Annotated in this window: 24 protein-coding genes and 4 tRNA genes (1 of these 28 running past the window's edge); 15 read left to right on the top strand and 13 right to left on the bottom strand. The window is 58.1% G+C overall.

The features are described from left to right. The first annotated feature begins 16 nt into the window (after nt 1–16). The 3 genes from I6L37_RS00940 (at nt 17) to I6L37_RS00930 (ending at nt 283) form a co-directional block, all read left to right on the top strand. Nucleotides 17–92 (top strand) — tRNA-Val (locus I6L37_RS00940). A gap of 21 nt (nt 93–113) precedes the next feature. Continuing rightward, nucleotides 114–189: transfer RNA gene (locus tag I6L37_RS00935), tRNA-Lys, on the top strand. Between the two features lie 18 nt (nt 190–207). Next, nucleotides 208–283: transfer RNA gene (locus I6L37_RS00930), tRNA-Val, on the top strand. A gap of 255 nt (nt 284–538) precedes the next feature. Here the strand turns inward: I6L37_RS00930 and I6L37_RS00925 are convergent. Further along, entirely contained in the window at nt 539–1,852 is a 1,314-nt protein-coding gene (locus I6L37_RS00925) for a sodium-dependent transporter (protein WP_042073393.1), read from the bottom strand. A gap of 410 nt (nt 1,853–2,262) precedes the next feature. On the opposite strand from I6L37_RS00925, the gene I6L37_RS00920 reads away from it, so the two are divergent. Continuing rightward, nucleotides 2,263–2,982 (top strand): ABC transporter substrate-binding protein, encoded by a 720-nt coding sequence (locus I6L37_RS00920; protein ID WP_216993056.1) that lies wholly within the window; start codon nt 2,263–2,265, stop codon nt 2,980–2,982. A 3-nt stretch (nt 2,983–2,985) separates the two neighbouring features. On the opposite strand, the gene I6L37_RS00915 is transcribed toward I6L37_RS00920, so the two are convergent. Continuing rightward, nucleotides 2,986–4,299 carry a sodium-dependent transporter gene (locus I6L37_RS00915; protein ID WP_216993055.1) on the bottom strand — a complete coding sequence of 438 codons (1,314 nt, stop codon included), beginning with the start codon at nt 4,297–4,299 and terminating at the stop codon, nt 2,986–2,988. Between the two features lie 237 nt (nt 4,300–4,536). Further along, on the bottom strand, nt 4,537–5,376 hold the full coding sequence (locus tag I6L37_RS00910) for an isopenicillin N synthase family oxygenase (RefSeq protein ID WP_216993054.1): 840 nt from the start codon (nt 5,374–5,376) through the stop codon (nt 4,537–4,539). A gap of 206 nt (nt 5,377–5,582) precedes the next feature. Here I6L37_RS00910 and I6L37_RS00905 point away from each other — a divergent pair, with 206 nt between their 5' ends. Further along, nucleotides 5,583–6,146, top strand: coding sequence for a DUF2799 domain-containing protein (locus I6L37_RS00905; RefSeq protein WP_216993053.1), 564 nt, complete (start codon nt 5,583–5,585; stop codon nt 6,144–6,146). 17 nt (nt 6,147–6,163) lie between these two features. On the opposite strand, the gene I6L37_RS00900 is transcribed toward I6L37_RS00905, so the two are convergent. Beyond that, nucleotides 6,164–6,982, bottom strand: coding sequence for a Cof-type HAD-IIB family hydrolase (locus tag I6L37_RS00900; protein ID WP_216993052.1), 819 nt, complete (start codon nt 6,980–6,982; stop codon nt 6,164–6,166). Between the two features lie 208 nt (nt 6,983–7,190). Continuing rightward, nucleotides 7,191–8,444, bottom strand: a complete 1,254-nt coding sequence (locus tag I6L37_RS00895) for an MFS transporter (RefSeq protein WP_216993051.1) — start codon at nt 8,442–8,444, stop codon at nt 7,191–7,193. Between the two features lie 199 nt (nt 8,445–8,643). Between I6L37_RS00895 and I6L37_RS00890 the strand changes: the two genes are divergently transcribed. From I6L37_RS00890 to I6L37_RS00875, 4 genes are all read left to right on the top strand, one after another. Then, nucleotides 8,644–9,267, top strand: coding sequence for a metalloregulator ArsR/SmtB family transcription factor (locus I6L37_RS00890; RefSeq protein WP_216993050.1), 624 nt, complete (start codon nt 8,644–8,646; stop codon nt 9,265–9,267). Nucleotides 9,268–9,574: 307 nt separating this feature from the next. After that, nucleotides 9,575–10,051: an Lrp/AsnC family transcriptional regulator gene (locus I6L37_RS00885; protein ID WP_005304871.1), complete on the top strand. Its 477-nt coding sequence runs from the start codon at nt 9,575–9,577 to the stop codon at nt 10,049–10,051. A 298-nt stretch (nt 10,052–10,349) separates the two neighbouring features. Next, entirely contained in the window at nt 10,350–10,724 is a 375-nt protein-coding gene (locus tag I6L37_RS00880) for a cytochrome b562 (protein ID WP_216993049.1), read from the top strand. After that, nucleotides 10,705–11,253: a cytochrome b/b6 domain-containing protein gene (locus tag I6L37_RS00875; protein WP_216993048.1), complete on the top strand. Its 549-nt coding sequence runs from the start codon at nt 10,705–10,707 to the stop codon at nt 11,251–11,253. The genes I6L37_RS00880 and I6L37_RS00875 overlap by 20 nt, the downstream gene beginning before the upstream one ends. 148 nt (nt 11,254–11,401) lie before the next feature. On the opposite strand, the gene I6L37_RS00870 is transcribed toward I6L37_RS00875, so the two are convergent. The 5 genes from I6L37_RS00870 to rpsU form a co-directional block, all read right to left on the bottom strand. Continuing rightward, nucleotides 11,402–11,478 (bottom strand) — tRNA-Ile (locus tag I6L37_RS00870). Nucleotides 11,479–11,669: 191 nt separating this feature from the next. After that, complete coding sequence (gene rpoD, locus I6L37_RS00865) at nt 11,670–13,532, bottom strand: RNA polymerase sigma factor RpoD (RefSeq protein ID WP_082037513.1); 1,863 nt, start codon at nt 13,530–13,532, stop codon at nt 11,670–11,672. A 213-nt stretch (nt 13,533–13,745) separates the two neighbouring features. Then, the gene (dnaG, locus tag I6L37_RS00860; RefSeq protein ID WP_216993047.1) at nt 13,746–15,530 is read right to left on the bottom strand and encodes a DNA primase; all 1,785 of its coding nucleotides are present in this window, start codon (nt 15,528–15,530) and stop codon (nt 13,746–13,748) included. An 87-nt stretch (nt 15,531–15,617) separates the two neighbouring features. Then, nucleotides 15,618–16,061 carry a GatB/YqeY domain-containing protein gene (locus tag I6L37_RS00855; RefSeq protein WP_042026581.1) on the bottom strand — a complete coding sequence of 148 codons (444 nt, stop codon included), beginning with the start codon at nt 16,059–16,061 and terminating at the stop codon, nt 15,618–15,620. Between the two features lie 15 nt (nt 16,062–16,076). Next, the gene (gene rpsU, locus I6L37_RS00850; protein ID WP_005309452.1) at nt 16,077–16,292 is read right to left on the bottom strand and encodes a 30S ribosomal protein S21; all 216 of its coding nucleotides are present in this window, start codon (nt 16,290–16,292) and stop codon (nt 16,077–16,079) included. A 179-nt stretch (nt 16,293–16,471) separates the two neighbouring features. Between rpsU and tsaD the strand changes: the two genes are divergently transcribed. Further along, a complete protein-coding gene (tsaD, locus tag I6L37_RS00845) occupies nt 16,472–17,485 on the top strand; it encodes a tRNA (adenosine(37)-N6)-threonylcarbamoyltransferase complex transferase subunit TsaD (RefSeq protein WP_216993046.1) in 1,014 nt (337 codons plus the stop codon). Nucleotides 17,486–17,704: 219 nt separating this feature from the next. On the opposite strand, the gene I6L37_RS00840 is transcribed toward tsaD, so the two are convergent. Further along, a complete protein-coding gene (locus tag I6L37_RS00840) occupies nt 17,705–19,024 on the bottom strand; it encodes an anaerobic C4-dicarboxylate transporter (RefSeq protein ID WP_042026579.1) in 1,320 nt (439 codons plus the stop codon). A gap of 123 nt (nt 19,025–19,147) precedes the next feature. Continuing rightward, on the bottom strand, nt 19,148–20,590 hold the full coding sequence (gene aspA / locus I6L37_RS00835) for an aspartate ammonia-lyase (RefSeq protein ID WP_216993045.1): 1,443 nt from the start codon (nt 20,588–20,590) through the stop codon (nt 19,148–19,150). A 439-nt stretch (nt 20,591–21,029) separates the two neighbouring features. Here aspA and I6L37_RS00830 point away from each other — a divergent pair, with 439 nt between their 5' ends. Beyond that, on the top strand, nt 21,030–21,509 hold the full coding sequence (locus I6L37_RS00830) for an FxsA family protein (RefSeq protein ID WP_201941794.1): 480 nt from the start codon (nt 21,030–21,032) through the stop codon (nt 21,507–21,509). Nucleotides 21,510–21,534: 25 nt separating this feature from the next. On the opposite strand, the gene I6L37_RS00825 is transcribed toward I6L37_RS00830, so the two are convergent. Further along, nucleotides 21,535–22,887: an MATE family efflux transporter gene (locus tag I6L37_RS00825; RefSeq protein ID WP_216993044.1), complete on the bottom strand. Its 1,353-nt coding sequence runs from the start codon at nt 22,885–22,887 to the stop codon at nt 21,535–21,537. Between the two features lie 238 nt (nt 22,888–23,125). Between I6L37_RS00825 and I6L37_RS00820 the strand changes: the two genes are divergently transcribed. The 4 genes from I6L37_RS00820 to I6L37_RS00805 all read left to right on the top strand — a co-directional run. Further along, nucleotides 23,126–23,419, top strand: a complete 294-nt coding sequence (locus I6L37_RS00820) for a co-chaperone GroES (RefSeq protein ID WP_042026576.1) — start codon at nt 23,126–23,128, stop codon at nt 23,417–23,419. A 44-nt stretch (nt 23,420–23,463) separates the two neighbouring features. Continuing rightward, nucleotides 23,464–25,098 (top strand): chaperonin GroEL, encoded by a 1,635-nt coding sequence (gene groL / locus I6L37_RS00815; protein WP_026457381.1) that lies wholly within the window; start codon nt 23,464–23,466, stop codon nt 25,096–25,098. 103 nt (nt 25,099–25,201) lie between these two features. Further along, the gene (locus tag I6L37_RS00810) at nt 25,202–25,702 is read left to right on the top strand and encodes a molybdopterin-binding oxidoreductase (RefSeq protein ID WP_216993043.1); all 501 of its coding nucleotides are present in this window, start codon (nt 25,202–25,204) and stop codon (nt 25,700–25,702) included. Between the two features lie 23 nt (nt 25,703–25,725). Further along, nucleotides 25,726–25,844, top strand: partial view of a bifunctional diguanylate cyclase/phosphodiesterase gene (locus tag I6L37_RS00805; protein WP_042026574.1) — the 5' portion only. Its footprint extends 1,813 nt past the window's final position; 119 of the gene's 1,932 nt are visible here — the first part of the coding sequence; it begins with the start codon at nt 25,726–25,728; its stop codon lies off the right edge, out of view.

Here is a 25,844-nt window from a genome sequence, read left to right as displayed (position 1 = left end):
ATTTAGCAATATCCCAGGTCGTTTAGCTCAGCTGGGAGAGCACCTCCCTTACAAGGAGGGGGTCACTGGTTCGATCCCAGTAACGACCACCAGTTTTAAAAAATGATACAGATGGGTCGTTAGCTCAGTCGGTAGAGCAGTTGACTTTTAATCAATTGGTCGCTGGTTCGAATCCAGCACGACCCACCATCATTTAGCAGTATCCCAGGTCGTTTAGCTCAGCTGGGAGAGCACCTCCCTTACAAGGAGGGGGTCACTGGTTCGAGCCCAGTAACGACCACCATCTTTGCAAGAATGCTGAAACCTGTAGCAATGTTTCAGAAAAAATCCCCACTCAGGTGGGGATTTTTTTTGCCTGTCGTTCGGCGTGCCGGCTGTTCTTCTGCCGCATTGCAGCCTCTCTTTTCTTCGCCTTACTGCCACCACCCGTCGTCATCAATTTGACGGCCTGCGGCTATATTCGCTTGCTTTACCAAGGTTCACCCAGGATTCCGGACAAGAAAAAAGGGCAGGCCAGGGCCTGCCCTCTGGCATGGGCTTACAGGATGCCGCGGATCAGGATCCCGGCGATCAGCAGGGGGGCCACGATGCGCCAGCACCAGAGCAGGGCGAGCCGCAAGGCAGGTGACAACCCTGCCGGCAGGATGCGTTCCCCCAGCCGCCATCCCAGCAGCAGGGTCAGCACCAGGCCAAACAGCGGCATCATCAGATTGGAGGTGAGGTAGTCGAGCAGTTCGAAGATGGTCTTGCCAAACAGGGTCAGATCGCTCCAGGGGCCGAACGACAGGCTGACCGGGATGCCCGAGGCCATGATGAGCAGGGTCAGCACCCGGCAAGCCCCACGGCGTGACCAGCCCCACTCTTCGGTGGTGAAGCGCACCAGGTGCTCCAGCATGGAGATGGAGGAGGAGAGGGCGGCGACCAGCAGCAGCAGGAAGAAGACTATCCCCAGTCCCTGACCGAACGGCAGATGGTTGAATACCGCAGGCATGGTCATGAAGGTCAGACCCGGGCCTGCTGCCGGATCGATGCCGGTCGATGCCAGCGCCGGGAAGATCATCAGGCCCGCCAGCACCGAGATGAAGCTCGCCAGAGTGACCACCCAGACGCCTGAGCGCACCACCCCCTCGCTATTGGGCAGGTAGGCGCCATAGGTGGTGTGTACCCCCAGACCAATAGAAAGGGAGAAGAAGGCCAGTCCCAGCGCATCCAGCACGCTTTGGCCGGTCAGCATGGTGAAATCCGGCAGCAGCAGCTGGCGTACCCCAGCCACGGAGCCAGGCATGGATAGACCCACACAGACCAGCAGCAGCATCATGACGAACAGGGCCGGCATCATCCAGCGCAGGGCCCGCTCCACCCCTTTCTGGATCCCGCCCTGTACGAACCACCAGGTCAGCCCGGCAAATACCAGATGGGTCAGCACAGGCCACCAGGGATTGCTGACATAGCCGTTGAACAGGGCTGTGAGGGCGCTTCCCTCGCTCAGGTTGAGCTGGCCACTCACGGCCAGTGCCGCATAGCCGACGGTCCAGCCGCCGACCACGCTGTAGAAGCTGTAGATGAAGAAGCCACACAGGATCCCCATGTACCCCATCCAGCGCCAGTTCGGACCCACCAGTTTGCGGAAGGCGCCGAGCACCCCTCGCTGACTATGGCTGCCGAGCAGGGTTTCGCCGACCTGCACCGCCACCCCCAGGGTGAAGCTGAACAGCAGAAACACCAGCAGGAAGGCGCCCCCGCCATTGGTGGCCGTCACATAGGGAAACTTCCAGATCGCGCCAAGGCCGATCGCCGTGCCGGCGGCTGCCAGCACATGACCAAGACGGGAAGACCACTGAACCTGACTCATGCAACCTCCGGGTAATGCAACATCGAATCGATACTCCTTGGGCAAACAACAATATGGGCAACAACAAAAAAGGCCGCCCGAGGCGACCTTTGCAATGAACTTTCAGACAAGCTGTGAGTGCAAGGTCACCTCTCTTGCGAGCTAAAAAATCGACCAAACAGCACGAGGATGGCAGACATGAAGAGATGACCCGAGCAATAAACCGAGTCGACAGCCTAAACTATGGAAAGAAAAATTGACACATAAAATAAAAAATTTTTATATGTATCTATCTCGCCATTTTCCCACAGGGCGATCATCGGGCAGCCGCTTCGCTACCTTGTCCTTGATGGCTGGGGGATAATCCCCCTCGTTTCCTATGGCGTGTGTGGCCGCAAGCCGGTATCGCAGCAGCAAAGGCAGGATTGCATATGAAATGGATCTTCATCCACTTGTTGTTCCTCAGCCTGAGTCTCTCGGCCCAGCCAGCCCTGACGCTGCTCAGCCATGAGCTCCCCCCCTTTACGCATCTCCATGAGGGCAAGCTGGATGGGCTGGCTGTGCGACTGGTGGAAGAGGTTCAGCAAGAACTGGGCGAGCATCAACCTATCCGGGTCTATCCCTTCAAACGGGGGTTGGCACTGACCAGGCTGGAGCCGGGCTATGCACTGTTTGTGACCCAATGGACGCCGGAGCGCGCTCCCCATTACAAATGGGTCGGGCCGCTTTTTCTCAATCGGGTCGTGATTTACCAGCCTCCCGGCATCCGGCAAACGCTGACCCGGCTGGACCAATTGCGTCATCTGCCCAGAGTCGGGGTGGTGCTGGGCAATGCCGATGACGAGCGGTTGACCCGGGAGGGCTATACCAATCTGGTTCGTTATCAGACCGTAGATGAAGCCTTGCAGCGCCTGCTGCTTGGCAAGATAGACGCCCTGCCGGTAGGGGAGATGGTGCTCGATGCCGCGCTGGAGCGGCTGGGCCTGTCTGCCAAGAGTGTCACTAACAGCGGGGTCATATTGCACGACTCCTGGTTGTATCTCGCCTTTGGCAAGTCACAGGATGATGCCGCGATTGCCCGTTGGCAGGCGGCCCTCGACAAGGTCAGGGCCGCCCATCGCGAAGGCAGGCTCCCTGACCACAAGCGCTGAGGATCAGACCAGTCCCCGCACCAGGATCCCGCCGATCAGCAGCGGTGCCAACCAGCGCCAACCATTCATCAGCAGGTGATGCCAGTGGGCTGCCAGCCCCTGCGGCAGTGCCTTGCGTCCCAGTTTCCAGCCCAGCAACAGGGTCACCATCAGGCCGAACAGCGGCATCATCAGGTTGGAGGTGATGAAATCCAGCAGCTCAAAGATGGTTTTGCCAAACAGGGTGGCATCTTGCAGGGGGCCGAACGACAGGCTGACCGGAATGCCGTTGAGCATGATGACCGCCGTGATGGCGCTGCAGGCCTTGCGACGGGACCAGCCCCAGCTCTCGCACAGGAAGCATTGCAGGTGCTCCAGCAGGGAGATGGCAGAGGAGAGGGCGGCAAACACCAGCAGGCCGAAGAAGATGACCGCCAGCCCCTGGCCGAATGGCAGCAGCTGGAACACAGCCGGCATGGTCATGAAGGTGAGGCCGGGCCCTGCCGCCGGATCGATGCCGGTCGCGGCCAGCACGGGGAAGATCATCAAGCCGGCCAGTACGGCGATCATGCTGGCCAGCAGCACCACCCAGAGGCTGGAGCGTCCGACCCCTTCGCTGGAGGGCAGATAGGCGCCATAGGTGGTGTGAATGCCAAGGCCGATGGAGAGGGAGAAGAAGGCCAACCCCATGGCGTCGAGCACGCCGGACATCCCCAGCTTGCTGAAATCGGGCATCAGAAAGTGGCGCACACCCGCCATGGCATTGGGCAGGGTCAGGCCAAATGCCACCAGCATCAGGATCATCAGGAACAGGGCCGGCATCATCCAGCGCAGGGTGCGTTCCACCCCGCGCTGGATCCCCCCTTGCACCACGATCCAGGTGAGGGCAGCAAACAGCAGATGGGTGAGGATAGGCCAGGTGCCATTGCTAACGTAATCATTGAAGCGGGCGGTGAGGGCGGCAGCATCCCCCTGGTTGAGCTGGCCCGAGATGGCCATGCCGGTGTAGCCCAGGGTCCAACCTCCCACCACGCTATAGAAGCTGAAGATGAGCAGGGTGCAGAGAATGCCCATGACGCCGACCCAGCGCCAGCGCTTGCCGAGCAGTTCGGAGAAGGCACCCACCACCCCGCAGCGGCTCATGCTGCCGAGCAGCGTCTCCCCCATCAGAACTATGACCCCCAGGGTGAAGCTGAACAGCAGGAACACCAGCAGGAAGGCGCCACCGCCATTGGTGGCCGTCACATAGGGGAACTTCCAGATAGCGCCGATCCCCACAGCGGAGCCGGCGGCGGCCAGGATATACCCGAGGCGGGATGACCATTGGGACTGCTTCATAAGAACTCCAATCGAGCGCCCCTTGATGGGGCTAGAAACTAGGGCCTGAAAATGGGGCTGGAACGGCACTCAGATTACGGAGGGAGGCGGGCAATCACAACGACGCTTATGGGGATGAAGACAGAATTTTTGGCATGATTAACCAATAAGTCATATCTTTGCATGCAATCATGCCAAAAAATAAAAACCGGAGCGTTTTTGCTCCGGTTTGAGGTCTGGTTGGCGTGTCGCGCCGGGTCAGATCACCCCCAGCTCCCGCAGCCGCTCCATCAGGTAGCTGTGGGCGGTATGACGCTCGGAGAGCACCACGTCCGGCCGCGGATGGAGGAACAGCGGCAGGGAGATGCGCGATTTGCTGGCACTGCCGCCGGTCGGGTTGATGACGCGGTGGGTGGTAGAGGGGTAATAGCCACGGGAGGCCTCCTGCAGCATGTCACCAATGTTGATGATGAGGGTGCCAAAATCGCACGGCACGTCCATCCACTCGCCGTCGGAACCCTTCACCTGCAGGCCAGGCTCGTTGGCAGCGGGCAGTATGGTCAGCAGGTTGATGTCCTCGTGGGCGGCGGCGCGGATGGCGCCCGGCTCCTCGGTGCCGTCGAACGGCGGATAGTGCAGCACCCGCAGCAGGGTCTTCTGGCTCTCTTCGATCATCGAGGAGAGCGGGCAGCTGTAGTGGGTGGCGATGTCGGCCGGTGTGTATTGCTCGACCCAGCCCAGCAGCTCGGCGGCCAGGTTGTTGGCGAGGGCATAATACTCCATCGCCTGATCCTTGAGCTCTGCCGGCATCTGACCCCAGGGGTAGATGTGGAAGTACTCCTTGATGTCTTTCTGGCTGTGGCCCTTGGCCACCTCGGAGACCGACGGCGGGAAATAGCCGTCCTGGGTCTCGCGATTGAACAGAAAATCCTGTTTCTGCTCGCTTATGAAGAAGCGATACCAGTTGTCATAGATGGACTGCACCAGCTCCCTGGGGATGGGGTGGTTGGTCAGTACCCCGAAGCCGGTGGTTCGCAGGGATTCGGTAAAGCGCTGCGCCGCATCGGGCGAGCGGTAATCGACGGTCAGGACTTTCATTGTTTTTGTTACGTGCCAGTTAAAAGATGGCGCAGTGTACCCCGCACGATGCGCCAAGGAAAGCGGGCCGCGAGCCCGGTTCTGGAAAGCCGTAAATAGTGACAAAAAAGTCAAAAAAAGGTATCCGTCAGAACCCGCCTCCATCCCTTGTTCTGACCCGGCATCCTCACTAGAATGCCAGCCACTGTCTTTTCCGGAGCCCTCTCATGTCCCCCAAGATCCTGTTGTTGACCCTGCCCTTGCTGCTCGCCGGTTGCAGCTCGCTGTCGGAAGAGGAGTGCCGTTCCATGAGCTGGTACAACCTGGGGTATCAGGATGGAGAGCAGGGCAAGAGCCGTCAGCAGGCGCGGGACTATGTTGCCACCTGTGGCGAATATGGCCTCAGGGTGGATGAGGGCGAGTGGCTGCGGGGTTACAACAAGGGGCTGGAGCTCTACTGCATTCCGGAACTCGCCTATAGCAAGGGCAAGTCCGGCGTCACCTACCAGGGAGTATGTCCCAACGATGCCAGCTTCCTGCAGCAGTATCAGCGCGGTTATCAGGAATATCAGCTGGAAACCCGCCTGAGCGAAATTCGCAACGAGCTGGCCCGCAGCGAGCGGGAGATCGATCAGCTTGAGCGCAGCATCCGCAGCGAAAAGGATACCCAGCAGCGGCAGTACTACCGTGACAAGCGCTATCGCGCCATTCGTCATTACGAATCCCTGCGCCGCGAATATGATCGGCTGCGCTTTCCGGATCGGGTGATCCAGTTCTCCTTCGGAGGCTGAACCGGTCCGGTACCTGGTCAGGAGAGTACCCAGCGCTGCAGCGCCAGGGCGATACCGTCCTCGTTGTGATCGGCGGTGACCCGATCCGCTGCCGCCTGGATCTGTGACGCCGCATTGCCCATGGCGACCGCCAGCCCGACCTGTTCGAACATGCTGAGGTCGTTGTTGTTGTCGCCGAAGGCCACCACGTTTTCCATCGCGATCCCCTCACTTTCGGCCCACTGGGCCAGCCGGTTGCCCTTGCTGCAACCCGGTTGCACCAGCTCTACCGCGTAGGGGGCCGCCCAGTCACGGGTGAAGGGCATGGCATCCACCACATTGCTCATGAAGGCGTGCAGGCGAGCCGGATCCTGGTTGAACAGCTCCAGCTTCCAAATTGGCTGCGCCAGCCAGCTTGCCGGATTTTCTGCCGGCAACAGGGAGACCTTGAGATGTTCCGGTTGCCGGGCTGACCAGTGGCGGATCCGGGTGACGTGCTCTTCGCAGCCAAGAAAGCCAATGCCTTCGCTTAAGTGAAACAGGGCCCCCATCGCCTGGGCCTCAATCTGTCCCAGTAGCTGGTCAAGGGGGGCGATCGCCAGGGGATCGCCATCCAGGATCCGATCCTGCTCCGGATCGTATAAGTAGGCGCCGTTGCTGCAGATGATGGGGGTATCGAGAGCGAGTTCGTGATGGAAGGGGCGTGCCGTCATGAAGTGGCGTCCCGTCACCAGCAGCACCTTGATGCCCCGGGTACGAGCCTGATCAAGAGCCGCTCGGGTAGCAGACGAGATCCTGTGATCCCGGGTCAGCAGGGTGCCATCCATATCAAGAGCAATGGCCTGAAAATTACTCATATCATCTCCAGCAATGTCGGTCCGAGCGAGGTGCCATACCATCTCGCGGCGAGTGGGGTTGTCCGTGTCGGTTATTGGTTCATTCCGGATCCGGCATCCGACACGGGACAAGGCTTCTACCCTCCCAAACCCGACGTGTGGATGCAAGTCCTGACAGGGAGCCGGACGGCAATCTGTGTTCGGGCGGCAGTGCAGACTCTTTACTTCCTCACTCCGCCTGCACTTCAAGCCGGTTCGGGGCAGCTGCCACTGGTTGTCGCCGATCGGCCCGTCTGCGCAGGCCATAGAAACCGGCAGCACATAGCACACCGTAGAGGGTGGCCAGATAGAAGGGCCATTCGGTGCCAGCCAGCAGCACCAGACTGCCAACCACGACCGCCAGTATCTCGCTGCCTACCGCCAGGCCGCGGTAAATGCCCATCGCCTGTCCCTGTTGTTCGGCATGGCTGCGGTTGGAGATGGCCACCGAGGTCGCCAGCTCTCCGAGGCTCATGCCGATACCGGCGGGGATGAAGGTCAGTGCCAGTCCCCACCAGTGAGTTGGCAGCACGAACATCAGCATGCCTGCCGCCATCACCAGGTGGCCGACAATCCCCAGACTGCTGCCACGCCAATGGCGGGCGAGACGGGAACCCAGCCAGGAGCCCAGCATCATGGGCACGCTCACCAGTACGGCGGCCTGTGCCAACTGCACCGGATCCCAGGCCAGCCGCTCCACCAACCAGACGTTGAAGTAGGTGAAATAGAGCTGCACGGCGCCATAGCTGAGCAGGGTCAGCACGAAGTAGGGCAGCAGGGCGGGTTGCAACAGCAGCTCACGGAAAGAGAGGGAGGGCGCCTGCTGGCAAGTGGCCGCCGGTGCCTGGTTGGGGAGCAGCCAGTACGCCAGCAACAGGTTGATGGCGGTCATGGCTACCGCCAACCAGGCGGCCAGGCTGTAATCCCCCGAAATCACGGCGGCATAGCCGCCTATCATGGGGCCCAGCACCCAGCCTAGGTTCATGCCGATGTTGATCCAGGCGAAGCTGCGCGCCTTGGTCTTGGTGGTGCTCAGATCCGCCGCCATTGCCTGGACGATGGCGATATTGCCGTTGAAGAAGCCTTCCACAATCCGGCTCAGCAGCAACAGTGGCAGGGAATGCCAGGCGATCCCCAGCGCCATCAGGGCATACCCCGCCAGCACGCCGATCAGGCAGAGTATCAACACCGGCTTGCGGCCGTGGCGATCCGACTGTTTACCCAGCCAGGGTGAACCTACCAACTGAAACAGCGGATAGAGCCCCATGATGACGCCGAGCCACACCTTGCGGCTCCAGTCTGAAGTATCCGGCGTCAACATGCCCTGCGCCGGATCCAGCAGCAGTGGCGCCAGCACGGGTGACGGCAGGCTGAAACCCGCTACCGCCAGTGTCACCGTCATCACCAATACCCAGAGAGTTGCCTGTCCTTTGCGCGCTTCCATGTCAGCCTCATTAAATAAAGTTATTGGTTTATTTATGTTGGGTGAGAAGCAATATTAAGTAAAGTGAATAGTTGATTTAAAAGTCACACTTCCCATAATGAGCCCATGGACACCTGCACCGGCAAGCTCCTGATCAAGGAGCCATAGCACCCCGGAGCGTAATTATCGATAACCCAGTGTCGATAGCGAGAGTCACTCAATGAATGCCAGTACCGACAAGATCCTGTTCTTGCTCAAATCCCATGGTCCCCAGAGTGCCGCCGCACTGGGAGAGCAGTTGCAGATGACATCCATGGGCGCCCGTCAGCATCTGATGACGCTGGAGGCCGAAGGCTGGGTGGGGTTTAGCGACGAGGCTCGTGGTCGCGGCCGTCCGGTGCGGCTGTGGCACCTGACCGAACAGGCCTGGCAACGCTTCCCCGATACCCACAGCGATCTGACCCTGCAGCTTATCGACAACATCCAGCAGCTGTTTGGCGAGGTCGGCATGGAGCGGCTGATCCTGCAGCGGGAGCAGCAACAGCTGGCTCGCTATCAGGCGTATCTGAACCAGGCCGGGCTGGCCGACAAGTTGAGTGCATTGAAGGCTCTTCGCACACGTGAAGGCTATATGGCGGATATACGTCAGGAGGAGGATGGCAGCTGGCTGTTGTGGGAGAGCCACTGCCCCATCTGCGCCGCCGCCCGGGCCTGTCGGGGATTTTGTCGCAGTGAATTGGAGATGTTTCGCCAGTTGCTGGCGCCGGCCGGAGTCGAACGGGAGCAATACTTGCTGGACGGGGATCACCGCTGTCTCTACCGGATCCGCCCGGCAAAGCCCTGATGCGGGAGACCAGAAACAACAAAGCAGGCGCCGGGATGCCTGCTTTGTTGCCTTCGGGGAGGGGATGCTCTCGTTCCAGCCCGTCTGTTCCCGATAAGGTCGGACGGCTGATGGGGCTCTTGACCCGGTAAGGTCCTTCACCGCAGAGACCTGGTTGGGCATCTGCTTTACCACCGGAAGATGTAACCATGGTATCCCTCCCGGGCCGGTGAGTGGTTGCAAAGTGAGCAGTTATTTCGGTTGTTTTTGCAATAGTTCACCCTTAATCTAGAAAAAGTGGATTAGTCATTGCAACGAGGATGGGTGAATGCTGAAACTTGATCGCATAGACAGACATATTCTTGAGCTGATGCAGGAGAACGGCCGCATCAGCAATCTGGAACTGGCCGAGCTGGTTGGCCTCTCACCTTCCCCCTGTTCCCGCCGGGTCAAGGCACTGGAAGATGCCGGCCTCATCGACACCCACGTTACTCTGCTCAACGCCCGCCAACTGGGTCTGACCCTCACCGCCTACATTCACATCTCCATGGACAGGCATACGCCGGAGCGGTTCGAGAATTTTGACCGGGCCATCAGTGAGCTGCCAGAGGTGCTCGAGTGTGACCTCATCACGGGCAACGATGCCGACTATCAGCTCAAGGTGGTAGTGCGTGACATGGAGCACTACCAGCACTTCCTGCTGGACAAGCTGACCCATATTCCGGGGGTGACCGGAGTGCGTTCCAGCTTCGTGCTGCGCCGGATCAAGCACAAGACGGCGCTGCCGCTCAACCATCTGGGTTAGGCTCTTTACTCTGCGCCGGGTGGAAGAGGTGACTCCTTCACCCGGCCATCTCTGCCTCATGCGGATCGTCTGGTGGCAGTTGATGGCCCTCATGGTGCATTTGCCCTTCCTCTTTCCCATGTTCTCCCAAGATGAAACGTACCGATTGGCTACATGCAGTCAGCATATCTGACACATCTGGTCACAATTGGTCGAACTTTCCCCATACAATTCCCCCCTGTTCGTGGCATCATATTCAATTGACTGCACTTATCGAGTGCGAACAAGAAGCCGCAATGTCATCTGATAAGGAAATACCATGTTGAAAACTGTACGCCCCCTGCTGTTGCCCCTGATGTTTGGCTTGATGACCCTGCCTGCCATGGCCGGTGATCTGGAACAGCCCATGAAGAAGATCGGCTTCAATTACAAGCAGGCCGTCAAGGCGGAAGATCCCGCCACCATGGAGAAGTACATCAACGAGATGAAGGCCCAGCTGGATGTGGCCAAGCAGAAGAACATGCCTGCAGCCAAGAAAGAGAAGTTCCTCGAAGGCATGAACGAGGTGCAAGCCGAGCTGGATGCCAGCCTGGTTGCGCTCAAGGCTGGTGATGAGAGCAAGGCGCGTGAGCATCTGGACAAGGTCAACGACCTGAAGAAGGAGTACCACAAATATGCCAAGCAAAAAGGGTGAGCCTTTTCGCTGGGATGGAGTAGTCCGCCTGACTCATTGGGGGTTGGCGGCGATCTGCATCGGCAACCTCTGGTTTAATGAGGCGGGAGAGGGGTGGCACGAGTGGCTTGGTTATGGCGCCATTTCCCTCGTCGCCTTGCGGTTGTTATGGGGAGTGACATGGGCCAGGGGATATGCCCGTCTCGATGCCTTGCTCCCCAGCCGCGCGGACTTTCGCCAGCAAGCGGAAGAGATGCGTGAGCGTCAGCCTCCAGCGCCTGGTCATCACGGTACCGGCAAGCTGGCGGTGTGGGCTTTCTGGCTGCTGGTGTTGGCGACAGCAGGATCAGGCTGGTTTCAGAATACCGAGACGGGTTTCGAGCTGGGAGCCGATGATTGGCACGAGTGGTGTACCTGGGCGCTGCAAGGGCTGATAGCCCTGCATCTGCTGGCCATCCTGTTCACCTCATGGCGTCAACGCAGCAATCTGGTCAGACGGATGCTGCCTGGGCGGGATCGCCTACCATCCGGACAGAGCGAAAACGCATAAACCAGAATTCTATTTCAGTGTGAAGCTTTGCATCCTGTTGCCAGCCCAAGACCCGCCCACGGCGGGTCTTTTTGTATCTGGTGCGCAGCGTTTCATGGTCTGGGCTGAATGCAAAAAGGCCGCTCCTGATGAGCGGCCTTTTTCAATTTGGTGGCCCCTGGGGGACTTGAACCCACGACCAATCGATTATGAGTCGACTGCTCTGACCAACTGAGCTAAGGGGCCAAATTGTACGTTTAGCGGCGTGGATTATAGGGGAAGTACAAAGGGCAGTCCATAGGCAGATCAACCACTTGGCGACTAATTATCCTGCTGTGACGATGAAAGGGGTTATATCTTTCGGGCTGGCGCCAGATAAAACAAAGCCCCGCATGGCGGGGCTTTTGAGACAGCAATAAAGGGCACATGCCTTTGGACTATTCGTCCAGGAAGCTGCGCAGCACTTCGGAGCGGCTCGGGTGACGCAGTTTGCGCAGAGCCTTGGCTTCGATCTGACGGATACGCTCACGGGTAACATCGAACTGCTTGCCCACTTCCTCGAGGGTGTGGTCAGTGTTCATGTCGATACCGAAACGCATCCGCAGTACCTTGGCCTCGCGGGCGGTCAGGCCGGCCAGCACTTCGCGGGTCGCGTTGCGCAGGCTTTCGCTGGTGGCCGCATCGGCCGGCAGGGCCAGGGTGGTATCTTCGATGAAGTCGCCCAAGTGGGAGTCTTCATCATCACCGATGGGCGTCTCCATGGAGATGGGCTCTTTGGCGATTTTCAGTACCTTGCGGATCTTGTCTTCCGGCATGCCCATGCGCATGGCCAGCTCTTCCGGGTTCGGTTCGCGACCCATCTCCTGCAGCATCTGACGGGAGATACGGTTGAGCTTGTTGATGGTCTCGATCATGTGCACCGGGATACGGATGGTACGGGCCTGATCCGCGATGGAGCGGGTAATGGCCTGACGGATCCACCAGGTGGCATAGGTCGAGAACTTGTAGCCACGACGGTATTCGAACTTGTCGACAGCCTTCATCAAACCGATGTTGCCCTCCTGGATCAGATCCAAGAACTGCAGACCACGGTTGGTGTACTTCTTGGCGATGGAGATAACCAGACGCAAGTTGGCTTCGACCATCTCTTTCTTGGCGCGGCGGGCCTTGGCCTCACCGATGCTCATGCGACGGTTGATGTCCTTGATCTGGGCGATCGACAGACCGGTTTCTTCCTCGATCTGCTGCAGCTTGCCGATGGCACGCTGGACATCTTCGTCCATCTCGACCAGACGGGGGGACCAGGCCTTGCCAGCTTGCTTCTGGTATTCAAACCAGGCAGTTTCGCACTCGTTGTTGGTGAAGGCCGCGACGAAGGTTTTCTTCGGCATCTTGGCCTGTTCAACGCAGAGTTTCATGATGATGCGTTCCTGCACACGTACGCGCTCCATCATCTCGCGCATGTTGTTGACCAGGCGATCGAACTGCTTGGGCATCAGGCGGAATTGGCGGAACACATCGGCCAGCAGGGCGATGGCTGCCTGGGTATCGTCGTGCGCGCGGCCATTCTTCTGAATAGAGAGACGAGTCACTTCATATTGAGCACGCAGTTCGGCAAATTTCTCGCGAGCGACTTCCGGATCCGGGCCACCGTCACCGTCATCGTCCGAGCTGTCACCGTCTTCGTCTTCGTCCTCATCTTCTTCATCTTCGTCGGCGAGATCGTCTTCGCCGAGTTCGGAGCCGATATGAGTAGCGGTCGGTGCCATATCTTCCGCTTCGTTGGGATCGATAAAGCCGGAGATGATGTCGGAGAGGCGCAGCTGCTCGGCTTCATACTTATCGTACTGTTCGAGCAGATAGGTTATTGCTTCCGGGTACTCGGCCACGGAGCTTTGTACCTGGTTGATACCATCTTCGATCCGCTTGGCGATGTCGATTTCGCCTTCACGGGTCAACAGTTCGACGGTACCCATTTCCCGCATGTACATGCGGACAGGATCGGTCGTACGGCCGATCTCGGATTCAACAGATGCCAGAGCCTGGGCCGCTGCTTCGGCAGCGTCCTCATCGGCGGTACCACCTTCAGCCATGATAAGGTCATCGGCATCCGGAGCGTTTTCAACGACTTGAATGCCCATATCGTTGATCATCTGGATGATGTCTTCGATCTGGTCTGAATCGACGATGTCTTGCGGGAGGTGATCGTTCACCTCGGCATAAGTCAGGTAGCCCTGTTCTTTACCTTTGGCAACGAGGAGTTTAAGCTGAGACTGCGGGGTTTGCTCCATAGAACTCATCCGGTTGGTGTTGCTAGGTTGCGCTTACAGTGCGCTGCTGCGCAAATAGCCAATTCTAATAGAAAACCGCCAGACATGCTATGTCTGGTTGCGGCGTCGGTCATGAGAAACCCCTGCCCGCAGTATTGTCGGGGCCAGGCGGTTATAAATTTTTTGCTTTTTATCCCGTCGATTCGGGCAACGTTATCCATATTGGGACTAATCACTCAAATATCAAGCCCCGCTCTCATTTCTTTTCTCAATTTGCCCTTCTTTGATCAGCATCCATAGCTCTTTGGTTTCCTCAGAGCTTAGTCCTTCCTGAGCCCCCTTGGCCTGCAATTCGTCGATTCGCTGTTTCAGAAACTGGTTGATGAAGCGGACAAAGGTATCCTCTAACTCCATCAGCACATCCTGAGCTTCACGTTCGATCCCTTCAAACAGATCGTGCATCGCCAGTTGCGCCAGGATTTCCCCTTCCTTGGTGCCGCGCCAGTGTTCCAGCAGAATGCCCGTGGTGATCCCCGGTTGGGTCAGGATCTGCTGGTGCAGTTGCAGCAGGAATTTGATGCCCTGTAAGCGCAATCCGGCCAGCTCCGGCATGGCTGGCAGCTCGGCAGTGATCGCTGGATACTGCACCATCAGGGCCAGCGCCCGGCGCAGCGGTGTCAGCTTGGCAGCCTTGGGTTTGTTAACCTCGGCCTTGGGCTGGCTGTTACGGGCAAACAGTTCGGCGATGCGCTGTTTGTTTTCCCCCCAGCGCATCATGCTGGAGAGGCGAGTGATCAATCCCTCGCGGGTAAATCCTTCCGGCACTCGGCGGATCAGCTCGGCGGCCTTGTTGGCCACTTCGAACTTGCCTGCTTCACCCGAGAGTGCGGTATCGCGCCCGAGACGCTCGAACATGAAGTCGGCAAAGGGTTGTGCTTGGTCGAGCAGAGCCTCGAACCCTTCTTTGCCGATCTGACGCACCAGGGAATCGGGATCCTCGCCGTCCGGCAGAAACACGAACTTGAGCTCGCGGCCATCCTGCAGATGGGGGAGGGCGTTATCCAGTGCTCGCCAGGCGGCTTCTCGTCCTGCATTGTCACCGTCGTAGCAGCAGACCACTTCGGCGGTAGTGCGAAACAGGGTGTGGATATGGTCGCTGGTCGTTGCCGTACCCAGGGCGGCCACCGCATAGTCGATGTCGTACTGGCCCAGGGCCACCACATCCATATAGCCTTCCACCACAAGGATCCGGCGAGGATCCTTGTGCGCCTGTTTCACCTCATAGAGACCGAATAGCTCCCGTCCTTTGTGGAAGATGGGGGTTTCCGGCGAGTTGAGGTATTTGGGCGTACCATCACCCAGTACTCGGCCACCGAAGCCGATGACCCGACCCCGCTTGTCACGGATCGGGAACATGATGCGATCGCGGAAGCGATCATAGCTGCCGGGGCCGCTATCGCGCGGGATCAGCATGCCACCGGAGATGAGCAGTTGCTCGTGATCCCGGCTGGCTCCAAAGCGGCGACGCACCTGATCCCAGTCACCCGGGGCATAGCCTATATTGAAGCGCTTGACCACTTCGCCAGTCAGACCACGCCCTTTCAGGTACTCCACTGCCTGGGGAGCACTTTTCAGGTTGCTCTCGTAAAAGCGGGCGATCTGGTTCATCAGCTCGAAGAGATCCTTGCTGACTGCTGGCTGGTTGCTGCTAGCGCCTCCGGCGCTCTGCTCACGCGGGACCTGCATGCCATGCAGGCTGGCCAACTCTTCGATGGCATCGGGGAATTCAAGGCCGTCATACTCCATGACAAAGCCGATGGCATTGCCGTGGGCGCCACAGCCGAAACAGTGGTAGAACTGTTTCTCCTGGCTGACGGTAAACGAGGGGCTTTTTTCGTTATGAAAAGGGCAGCAAGCCTGGTAGTTTTTACCGGCTTTTTTCAGCCGCACACGGGAGTCGATCAGCTCGACAATATCTGTGCGTACGAGCAGATCATCGATAAAGGATTGAGGGATCCTGCCTGCCATAACCGTCCTGTTTCATTGCGGAAAAATAAAAAAGCCGCGCATTCCCAAGGAAGCACGGCTTCTTCGACCAAACAAGAGAGTTGCCTGTTACGCCAAGCGGGTTTTCACCTGAGCACTGACGGCGCCAATATCGGCGCGTCCCTGAATGTTAGGCTTCAAAACAGCCATGACCTTGCCCATGTCGGCCATGACGGCAGCACCGCTTTGCGCGATGGCTTGCTCGATCAGGGCGGAGATTTCATCTGCGGTCAGTTGTTGTGGCAGGAATTCCTGCAGCACAACGATCTCTGCGGACTCTTTGTCGGCGAGATCCTGGCGACCGGCAGCTTCAAACTGGCTGATGGCATCACGGCGCTGTTTGACCATTTTGGTCACGACGGCGAGGATATCTTCATCAGTGAGTTCGACACGAGTATCAACTTCACGCTGCTTGATTTCTGCCATCAACAAACGGATAGCACCCAGCCGTTGCTTGTCTTTGGCAAGCATGGCGAGTTTTTGCTGATCCTTGAGTTGATCCTTCAGAGACACGGCACAGTCCCCTGATTAGTACAGGCGGATACGACGTGCGTTTTCGCGAGACAGCTTCTTGGCGTGACGCTTAACGGCAGACGCTTTGGCACGCTTACGAATGGTAGTCGGCTTCTCGTAGAACTCACGGCTACGAACTTCGGACAGGATACCGGCTTTTTCGCAAGAACGCTTGAAGCGACGCAGAGCAACGTCAAACGGCTCATTTTCACGGACTTTGATTACTGGCATGTGCCTTTCACCTCAGTGATAAATTGTTAGCTGACCTTCAATCGATCAGCATCTCTTAAAATGGTGCGAAATTATACTCTGGACAGGGAATGAAAGTAAACCCGCAGAGATCGCTCTGGTTTAAAAAACCCGCGAAGGTTACCATAGCCGTCTCATTTTAGCAGTGAAATTTTTTAGCAATGCGTGTATTGGGCATAGAGACATCCTGTGACGAAACCGGGATCGCGATCTTCGACGATCAAAAAGGGATCCTTTCCCACCAGTTATACAGCCAGGTCAAGCTGCATGCGGACTACGGTGGCGTCGTCCCCGAGTTGGCCAGCCGGGATCATGTTCGCAAGACGATCCCCTTGATCCAGGCCGCATTGCAAGAGGCGGGACTGGGTCAAGATGACATCGACGGCATCGCCTACACAGCAGGCCCGGGTCTGGTCGGCGCCATACTGGTCGGGGCCACCATTGGCCGTTCGCTGGCCATGGCGTGGAACAAGCCAGCCATCGCCGTGCATCATATGGAAGGACATCTGCTGGCCCCCATGCTGGAAGAGCGTGCGCCCGAGTTTCCCTTCGTGGCACTGCTGGTCTCCGGCGGCCACTCCATGCTGGTGCGGGTCGATGGCATCGGCAGCTACCAGCTGCTCGGTGAATCCATCGACGATGCGGCGGGTGAAGCATTCGACAAGACCGCCAAGCTGATGGGGCTGGATTATCCGGGCGGCCCGCTGCTCTCCCGTCTTGCCGAAAAGGGTACCAAAGGGCGCTTCCATTTCCCGCGACCCATGACCGATCGCCCCGGACTCGACATGAGTTTCTCCGGTCTCAAGACCTTTGCCGCCAACACCATCGCTGCCAATGGGGATGACGAGCAGACTCGTGCCGATATCGCCAGAGCCTTTGAAGATGCCGTAGTCGATACCCTGGCCATCAAGTGTCGTCGCGCCTTGCAGGAGACCGGTCTCAATCGCCTCGTGGTGGCCGGTGGTGTCAGTGCCAACCATCACCTGCGGGCCCAGCTTGCCGAGCTGATGGAGAGCCTTAAGGGCGAAGTCTTCTATCCGCGTACCGAATACTGTACCGACAATGGCGCCATGATTGCTTACGCCGGTATGCAGCGTCTGAAGGCCGGTGTGTTCGAGCCTCTGGTGGTCAAGGCTGTGCCGCGCTGGCCGCTGGACACTCTGGATCCGGTCTGATCCGCAGGATCCGGCATATCGAAGGGGTGGGTAATGGTGTACAAGCGCTTTGCCCTTTCGATGCCGCAGACCCCCTGTCAGAGGCCCGGATAAGCAGATGATGAGGCCGTGTGCGCGATAGTCTTGCCGAATCATCCGGCGCAGGCTTGGTTTGAGCGTGATATAAATAAAAAATCCCCGCCAATTGGCGGGGATTTTTGTTGGTGGCAAGCAACCGGATTAGATCATGATGCCGCCGAAGAAGAAGCCCAGCGCCACGGCGATGGCGATGGTGGCCACACCCGGGATGAAGAAGGGGTGGTTGAACACAGCCTTGCCGATACGGGTAGAGCCGGTGTCATCCATCTCGACCGCGGCCAGCAGGGTCGGATAGGTCGGCAGTACGAACAGGGCGCTTACGGCCGCGAAAGAGGCGATAGCAGTCAGCGGGCTGACGCCCAGGGCTAGGGCGGCCGGCATCAGGGCCTTGGTGGTGGCACCCTGTGAATAGAGCAGCATGGCGGCGAAGAACAGCACCACGGCCAGCAGCCAGGAGTACTGGTTCAGCAGGTCACCAGCGATGAGCTGGATGGTGTCCATGTTGCCTTTCACGAAGACGTTACCCAACCAGGCCACACCCAGTACGCAGATACAGGCGGACATACCGGACTTGAAGGTTGGCATGTTGGTGACCTGGGTCACGTCCAGTTTGCACACCAGAGTCATGATGGTGGCCGCGGCCAGCATGATGCCCATGATGGCGCCGTCGCGGGGGATCGGCGGGTTGGTGATCAGGCCCACTTTGCCGGAGATGGCAGTGGCGTAAGCCATGACGGCGACGATGGCGGCGATGAAGATCCAGACGGACAGTTTGGCATAAGGCTTGATTTCAAGCTGGGTAGCGCCACGCAGCTTGATGAGGCCCTTGGCCTTGCGCTCCAGATAGACTTCGTCCTGATCCAGCGGCTTGCCCAGCATATTGGCGACGAAGGCACCCAGGATACAGGCGATGAAGGTGGACGGGATGCAGATGGCCAGCAGAGTCAGATAGTCAACGCCAAGCGGTTCCAGCATGCCGGAGAAGGCAACCACGGCCGCGGATATTGGCGAGGCTGTGATGGCGATCTGGGAGGCAACGACCGCGATGGAGAGCGGACGGGAGGGGCGGATGCCCTGCTCCTTGGCCACTTCGGCGATCACCGGCAGGGTGGAAAACGCGGTGTGACCGGTACCGGCCAGCATGGTCATCAGGTAGGTGACGACCGGGGCGGCGAAGGTGATGTATTTGGGGTTTTTGCGCAGGGCTTTTTCAGCCAGGTGTACCAGGTAGTCCATCCCGCCGGCCAACTGCATGCAGGCAATGGCGCAGATGACGGACGCGATGATCATGATCACGTCCCAGGGGATGTAGGATACCAGCTGATCGCTCGGGATCTGTACACCCAGACCCCAGGTCAGGACCAGTACACCCAGACCACCGGCGAAGCCGATGCCGATGCTGCCTATCCGGGCCCCCAGATAGATAGCGGCGAGTACGACAAGTAACTCGATTCCAATCATAGCGATAACTCCATTTTTAGTTTTTTGGTTTTTCTTTGGCAAAAGCCAATTCCCGATGGGACTGGGTGAGGCCGATCGGGAACTGACTTTAAATGGGCCGGGAAGATCCCAGCCCATGCTCGCTTATACGGTGGTTTCGCGGGTGAAACGCTTGGCCTTGTATTGCGGGTTCATCAGGTTCTCGATGGAGAGGATTTCATCCAGCTGCTCGGCGCTCAGCAGACCACGCTCCAGTACGACTTCGCGTACGTTCTTGCCGGTCTGGGCACAGATTTTGCCGACGATGTCACCTTCGTGGTGGCCGATGAAGGGGTTCAGGTAAGTCACGATACCGATGGAGTTCAGCACGTGGTTCATGCAGATTTCCGGGTTGGCAGTGACACCTTCCACGCACTTCTCGCGCAGGGAGATACAGGCTTTTTCCATCAGGCTCAGGGATTCGAACATTGCCTGACCGATCACCGGCTCCATGACGTTCAGCTGCAGCTGGCCAGCTTCGGCGGCGAAGGTGATGGTGATGTCGTTACCGAATACCTTGAAGCAGGATTGGTTGACTACTTCCGGGATAACCGGGTTGACCTTGGCCGGCATGATGGAGGAACCAGCCTGCATTTCCGGCAGGTTGATCTCTTTGAGTGCAGTACGCGGGCCGGAGGAGAGCAGACGCAGGTCATTACAGATCTTGGACAGCTTCATGGCCAGACGCTTGATGGCGCCGTGCAGCATGACGTAGGCGCCGCAGTCGGAAGTAGCTTCGATCAGATCTTCTGCCGGGACGTAGGCACGACCGGTGATCTCTGCCAGACGCTGAATGGCCAGCTTGGAGTACTCGGGCGGAGTGTTCAGACCGGTACCGATGGCGGTGGCGCCCAGGTTCACTTCCAGCAGCAGTTCCTGGCAGCGTTTGATGGATTTAATCTCTTCGCGCAGGGTAACGGCGAAGGCGTGGAACTCCTGACCCAGGGTCATGGGCACGGCGTCTTGCAGCTGGGTACGACCCATCTTCAGGACTTTCTTGAACTCTTCAGCCTTGGCGTCGAAGGCGGCGATCAGGTGCTCCAGGGCATGCAGGGTCACGTCGGTGCTGTTGACCACGGCGACGCGGAAACCGGTCGGGTAGGCGTCGTTGGTGGACTGGCACTTGTTGACGTGATCGTTGGGGTTGATGACGTCGTAGCGGCCTTTCTCCAGACCCATCAGTTCGAGGGCAATGTTGGCCAGTACTTCGTTGGTGTTCATGTTGACGGAGGTACCCGCACCACCCTGATAGACATCGACCGGGAACTGGTCGAAGCATTTGCCGGTGTTCAGCATCAGGTCACAGGCTTCCACGATCTTGTCTGCAATTTCAGGACGGATGGTACCCAGCTCGCCGTTTGCCATGGCGGCCGCTTTCTTGGTCAGCACCATGCCGCGTACGAATTCCGGAACGTCAGAAATCTTCTGAGAGCTGATCTTGAAGTTCTCGACGGCGCGCAGGGTGTGTACGCCGTAGTACATGTCGTTGGAAACTTCTTTGGTGCCCAGCAGGTCTTCTTCAATGCGGACGTTCTTGATGTCGCTCATTGTAATGCCTCAGAAATCAGATAAATGGAAAAAACCTCACCGAGTGGTCGCGAGTTCCTTGCGCACAGCTCATCCTGAAGCACCACACATCGAGTGGGGCGGTGGGGAGGATAACCTCCCGAATTACTGAAGAACATACTACTCCAATTGAGGTATCAATTATTAGAGATGGATCACTAATCTTTAGACATTTTCAAATTGCGTTGATGAAAGTACACATCTGTTGTGGCACATCTATCGCGCTGATTTTTATCAATTTAAAGACAGAATTGCTGATTTTTTATGATGTAGGTGATTTGGGGCTCAATGGCGAGACTTGAAAAAGCCTGAACTGGCCCCATTTATTCAGGGTAGAAAGTTGCGACAATGCCGACAGCAATCGGGCATTGCTCCGCCGTGCGGAGTGGCTTTCTCCCAATTTACCGAGAGTGGAGCTGATATGGGCAAGTTGTTTCTGTTGTTGGTGGGGCTGGTGGTACTGGAACTCACCGTGATGATCGAGGTTGGCGCCGTCATTGGTGCGCTGCCAACCGTCGGCTTGCTCATACTGACGGCAGTATTGGGCTCCTCCCTGGTGCGTAGCGAAGGGCTCAAGACCCTGTTCAGCGCCCAGCAAAAGATGCAGCAGGGCGAAATGCCCGGGCGCGAGGTGATGGGCGGCATGATGCTGGCGCTGGCCGGTCTGTTGCTGATCATCCCTGGGTTTGTCACCGACTTTTTCGGTATCCTGCTGCTGCAACCCTGGCTGCGCAACAAGCTGGCCGACAAACTGATTGGCAGCAACCAGTTCCGGATGCAAATGGGTGGGTTCCAGGGTTCGCAACCGCCATTCGGTCAGGCACCCTCTTCTGATGAACAGCCGGGACAGAGTCATCGCGGTGGCACCACCATCGAAGGTGAATTCGAGCGCAAGGAATAAGTCTCGTAGCAGGGGGCGTTGTGCGTCAGGGATTGCCCAGATGGCACAACGCCTCGAAGCGGTGGCGGGCATACCACCAGGCCAGTGAACCCGCCAGCAGGTTGGCCAGCAGTATTCCAAGATAGATCCCCTGTTCCCCCCCCAGCTTTGCCCCCAGCCAGGCCCCTGGCAACAAGAAGACAAACAGCCGCAGACCGTTGAACAGGAACGAGATACTGGATGCCCTTACGCCATTCAAGGCGGACGCCAGCAACATCACCATTCCCTGAAAGCCGTAACCGATGGGGACCAGATGCAGATAAAGGATGATGAGGCGCACCACTTGCGGATGATCGCTGAACAGGTTGGCAATCAGGGGCGCCAGCAGCCAGGTCAGGCCGTAAACGGCGAACTGGAACAGCAGGGCAAATCGCATGCAACTCTGTAGCGCCATCCTGGCTCTGGCCGGATTGCCTGCCCCGCAGTTTTGTGAAATGAAGGGGGCGAGCACCGAGGAGAGCGCCATCATCACGATCAGTAGCAAGGCCTCGACCCGTGACGCAGCACCGTAGGCGGCCACTACCTCGGTGCCCAGACCAGCAAAGATGGTCATCAACACGGCATTGGCCAAGGGATTGAGCATGTTGGTAAAGGAGGCCGGCACGGCGACATGAAGCAGGGCCCGCCAGTGGGCGAGCAATCTGGGGCGAGCAGAGAGACGCCACAACAGTAACCCTTCCCGGTGGCGCAATATATAGAGGCTGACCAGCATGGCCATCATCCAGGAGATGGAGGTGGCGATGGCCGCGCCCCGGATCCCCCACTCGGGGAAGGGACCAATGCCGAAGATGAGCAGGGGATCCAGCACCCCGTTGACCAGTCCTGCGACTGTCATCACCAGGCTGGGGGTCTTGGTATCCCCGGTAGCCCGGATGGCGGCGTTGCCCACCATGGGCAGTACCAGCATGGGAACAGTCAGGTACCAGATCAGCATGTAATCGTGGATCAGCGAAATCAGTTCGCGACTGGCGCCCAGCAGAGTGAAGAGGGGGTCTATGGTCAGGGCGCCGCCGATGGAGAGCAGGCTCACCATGGTTACTGCCAGAAACAGGCTGTCGGTGGTGATGCGTGCCGCCTCCTCATGCTTGCCTTGTCCCAGGGTATGGCCGATCACGGCGGACAACCCGGCCCCGAGCCCCATGGCCAGCGAGGTAACCACAAAAGTCACCGGAAAGGTAAAGCTGATAGCCGCCAGCGCCTGGGTGCCCAGCATGCCAATAAAGAAGGTATCAATCAGGTTGAAGGCCAGAATGGCGACGATGCCGAGGATCATGGGCCCCGTCATCCGGCGCAGTACGACTGGTGCGGGCGCTGTCAGCATGGGGTTGGTGTGGGTCAAGGGCTCGTCTCTACATCTGGCGTTGACGGTTCTGACATGAAAGAGACGGGTTGGCCGGTCCGTTCCATGGTGAGGGCACCGATGAACAATCGAAGGTGCTCATAGTACGTGAAAAAATTTTTTTTGTATTTGCCCTTGAAGGGTTAACAACTCTGCCCCACATCAGGGACATACCTGATTTGGCCCGGAACGGCCATTCCTCAAAGCAACAATGAGACTCATTTTGGGAGAGTTATCGATGAAAATTCGTCCACTGCACGACCGCGTCATTATCAAGCGCATCGAAGCTGAAGCCAAATCCGCCGGCGGTATCGTGTTGACTGGTACTGCGGCTCAGAAGTCCACCCGTGGTGAAGTGCTTGCCGTAGGGACTGGCCGGATCCTGGATAATGGCGATGTCAAAGCGCTGGCCGTCAAGGTCGGTGACAAGGTGATCTTCAACGAAGGTTACGGCGTGAAGACCGAGAAGCTGGATGGCCAGGAGGTACTGATCCTGTCCGAGACCGACATCCTGGCGATTGTCGAAGAGTAATCCATCCTCACTTTTCCCCGAATTGATTTAAGGATTGAAGAAAAATGGCAGCTAAAGACGTTAAGTTTGGTAACGAAGCCCGCATCAAGATGCTGGAAGGCGTAAACATCCTGGCCGATGCCGTCAAGGTCACCCTGGGCCCGAAAGGTCGCAACGTGGTGCTGGACAAGTCCTTCGGTGCCCCGACCATCACCAAGGACGGCGTCTCCGTGGCTCGTGAGATCGAGCTGGAAGACAAGTTCATGAACATGGGCGCCCAGATGGTCAAGGAAGTCGCCTCCAAGGCCAACGATGCCGCCGGTGACGGTACCACTACTGCGACCGTACTGGCCCAGGCCATTGTCAACGAAGGTCTGAAGGCCGTTGCCGCCGGCATGAACCCGATGGATCTGAAGCGTGGTATCGACAAAGCCGTCGTTGCCGCCGTTGCCGAGCTGCAGGCTCTGTCCCAGCCGTGCGCTGATGGCAATGCCATCGCTCAGGTTGGTACCATCTCTGCCAACTCCGACGAGAAAGTAGGCAAGCTGATTGCCGAAGCCATGGACAAAGTGGGCCGTGACGGTGTCATCACCGTTGAAGACGGTCAGGGCCTGGAAGACGAGCTGGCAGTGGTTGAAGGTATGCAGTTTGACCGCGGCTACCTGTCCCCTTACTTCATCAACAAGCAAGAGACTGGTTCCGTCGAGCTGGACGATCCCTTCATCCTGCTGGTTGACAAGAAAGTCTCCAACATCCGTGAAATGCTGCCGGTGCTGGAAGGCGTGGCCAAGGCAGGCAAACCCCTGCTGATCATCGCCGAAGACGTCGAAGGCGAAGCGCTGGCGACCCTGGTGGTCAACACCATGCGTGGCATCGTGAAAGTGGCTGCCGTCAAGGCGCCGGGCTTCGGTGACCGTCGCAAGGCCATGCTGCAGGATATCGCCGTACTGACCGGTGGTACCGTGATCTCCGAGGAAGTGGGCATGGAGCTGGAAAAAGCGTCCCTGGAAGATCTGGGCCGTGCCAAGCGCATCGTCATCACCAAAGAGAACACCACCATCATCGATGGCGTGGGTGATGCGAGCGTGATCGAGGGCCGCGTTGCCCAGATCCGCCAGCAGATCGAAGAGACCTCTTCCGACTACGATCGTGAGAAGCTGCAAGAGCGTGTAGCCAAGCTGGCTGGCGGTGTTGCCGTGATCAAGGTTGGCGCAGCCACCGAAGTCGAGATGAAAGAGAAGAAAGCCCGCGTTGAAGATGCTCTGCACGCGACTCGCGCTGCTGTGGAAGAAGGCGTGGTTGCCGGTGGTGGTGTAGCGCTGGTTCGCGTTGCGACCAAGCTGGCCGATCTGCGCGGTGATAACGAAGACCAGAACGTGGGTATCAAGGTTGCCTTGCGCGCCATGGAAGCCCCGCTGCGTCAGATCGTCATCAACGCCGGTGAAGAAGCATCCGTCATTGCCAATGCCGTCAAGAATGGCGAAGGCAACTTCGGTTACAACGCTTACTCCGAGCAGTATGGCGACATGCTGGCCATGGGTATCCTGGATCCGACCAAGGTAACCCGTTCTGCCCTGCAGTTTGCATCCTCCATCGCCGGTCTGATGATCACCACCGAGTGCATGGTCACCGAACTGCCGAAGAAAGACGCTCCTGCCATGCCTGACATGGGCGGCATGGGTGGCATGGGCATGATGTAATCATTGCTCCCTGTCTGTTTGAGAACGGCTCGCCCAAGGCGGGCCGTTTTTTTATCTACGGCTAAACTGAGTCTGTCTGGATAACAACAAGAGCGAGGTTGATATGAAATTATTGGGATGGATCCCTGTGCTGTATGCGCTGCTTGCACTCCCCGTCGCCGTGGCCGAGACCCTCTCCGGTCCCGTGATCCTGAGCGTGAGTGGCAATATCAAGTCGACCGAAGATGTGGGGGGCAAGGTGCAGTTTGATTTGGCCAGGCTCCAGGCATTGCCGCAGCACGAGATAGTGACGGGGAATCCATGGGTTGATAAACCGCACACCTATCGTGGTCCCAAGCTTTCTGATGTGTTGGCTGTGGTTGGTGCGGATGGCGACAACATTACCCTGACGGCGTTGAATAGCTATCAAATAGGTATCGAATGGAGCAAAGTGGCCAAGTATGATCCCATACTTGCATGGGAAGATGATGGGGTTGTGATGCGGGTGCGTGACAAGGGGCCCCTCTGGTTCATGCTACCTCTGGATCAGTATCCCGAGCTGAAACGCTCCGAATATACCGATATGATGATCTGGCAGCTTGGTTCCATCGACATACAACACTGATAGTTGACGCGACAGGAGAAGGGGTGAAAGGAAAGACCAGGGCTTGGCCATTGCTCGTTATTCTGTACATTTCCATCCTGTCGTTTACTGGGAGTACCCTCTACAGCCTGATGCAGATCCAGAATGCGACGAGGGCGATGGA

This window comes from Aeromonas sp. FDAARGOS 1407 (assembly GCF_019048725.1).
GTDB lineage: Bacteria > Pseudomonadota > Gammaproteobacteria > Enterobacterales > Aeromonadaceae > Aeromonas > Aeromonas enteropelogenes.
The sequence above is the reverse complement of the archived record's forward strand: the minus strand, read 5'-3'. Positions and strand labels throughout refer to the sequence as shown.

Coding starts and splice junctions, on each gene's coding strand:
- I6L37_RS00875 (WP_216993048.1), top strand. CDS start 10,705: ATGCCAAGCAAAAAGGGTGAGCCTTTTCGCTGGGATGGAGTAGTCCGC.
- I6L37_RS00885 (WP_005304871.1), top strand. CDS start 9,575: ATGCTGAAACTTGATCGCATAGACAGACATATTCTTGAGCTGATGCAG.
- I6L37_RS00910 (WP_216993054.1), bottom strand. CDS start 5,376: ATGAAAGTCCTGACCGTCGATTACCGCTCGCCCGATGCGGCGCAGCGC.
- I6L37_RS00840 (WP_042026579.1), bottom strand. CDS start 19,024: ATGATTGGAATCGAGTTACTTGTCGTACTCGCCGCTATCTATCTGGGG.
- rpsU (WP_005309452.1), bottom strand. CDS start 16,292: ATGCCAGTAATCAAAGTCCGTGAAAATGAGCCGTTTGACGTTGCTCTG.
- groL (WP_026457381.1), top strand. CDS start 23,464: ATGGCAGCTAAAGACGTTAAGTTTGGTAACGAAGCCCGCATCAAGATG.
- I6L37_RS00900 (WP_216993052.1), bottom strand. CDS start 6,982: ATGAGTAATTTTCAGGCCATTGCTCTTGATATGGATGGCACCCTGCTG.
- I6L37_RS00880 (WP_216993049.1), top strand. CDS start 10,350: ATGTTGAAAACTGTACGCCCCCTGCTGTTGCCCCTGATGTTTGGCTTG.
- I6L37_RS00895 (WP_216993051.1), bottom strand. CDS start 8,444: ATGGAAGCGCGCAAAGGACAGGCAACTCTCTGGGTATTGGTGATGACG.
- I6L37_RS00820 (WP_042026576.1), top strand. CDS start 23,126: ATGAAAATTCGTCCACTGCACGACCGCGTCATTATCAAGCGCATCGAA.
- tsaD (WP_216993046.1), top strand. CDS start 16,472: ATGCGTGTATTGGGCATAGAGACATCCTGTGACGAAACCGGGATCGCG.
- dnaG (WP_216993047.1), bottom strand. CDS start 15,530: ATGGCAGGCAGGATCCCTCAATCCTTTATCGATGATCTGCTCGTACGC.
- I6L37_RS00890 (WP_216993050.1), top strand. CDS start 8,644: ATGAATGCCAGTACCGACAAGATCCTGTTCTTGCTCAAATCCCATGGT.
- I6L37_RS00830 (WP_201941794.1), top strand. CDS start 21,030: ATGGGCAAGTTGTTTCTGTTGTTGGTGGGGCTGGTGGTACTGGAACTC.
- I6L37_RS00905 (WP_216993053.1), top strand. CDS start 5,583: ATGTCCCCCAAGATCCTGTTGTTGACCCTGCCCTTGCTGCTCGCCGGT.
- I6L37_RS00915 (WP_216993055.1), bottom strand. CDS start 4,299: ATGAAGCAGTCCCAATGGTCATCCCGCCTCGGGTATATCCTGGCCGCC.
- I6L37_RS00810 (WP_216993043.1), top strand. CDS start 25,202: ATGAAATTATTGGGATGGATCCCTGTGCTGTATGCGCTGCTTGCACTC.
- rpoD (WP_082037513.1), bottom strand. CDS start 13,532: ATGAGTTCTATGGAGCAAACCCCGCAGTCTCAGCTTAAACTCCTCGTT.
- I6L37_RS00925 (WP_042073393.1), bottom strand. CDS start 1,852: ATGAGTCAGGTTCAGTGGTCTTCCCGTCTTGGTCATGTGCTGGCAGCC.
- I6L37_RS00920 (WP_216993056.1), top strand. CDS start 2,263: ATGAAATGGATCTTCATCCACTTGTTGTTCCTCAGCCTGAGTCTCTCG.
- aspA (WP_216993045.1), bottom strand. CDS start 20,590: ATGAGCGACATCAAGAACGTCCGCATTGAAGAAGACCTGCTGGGCACC.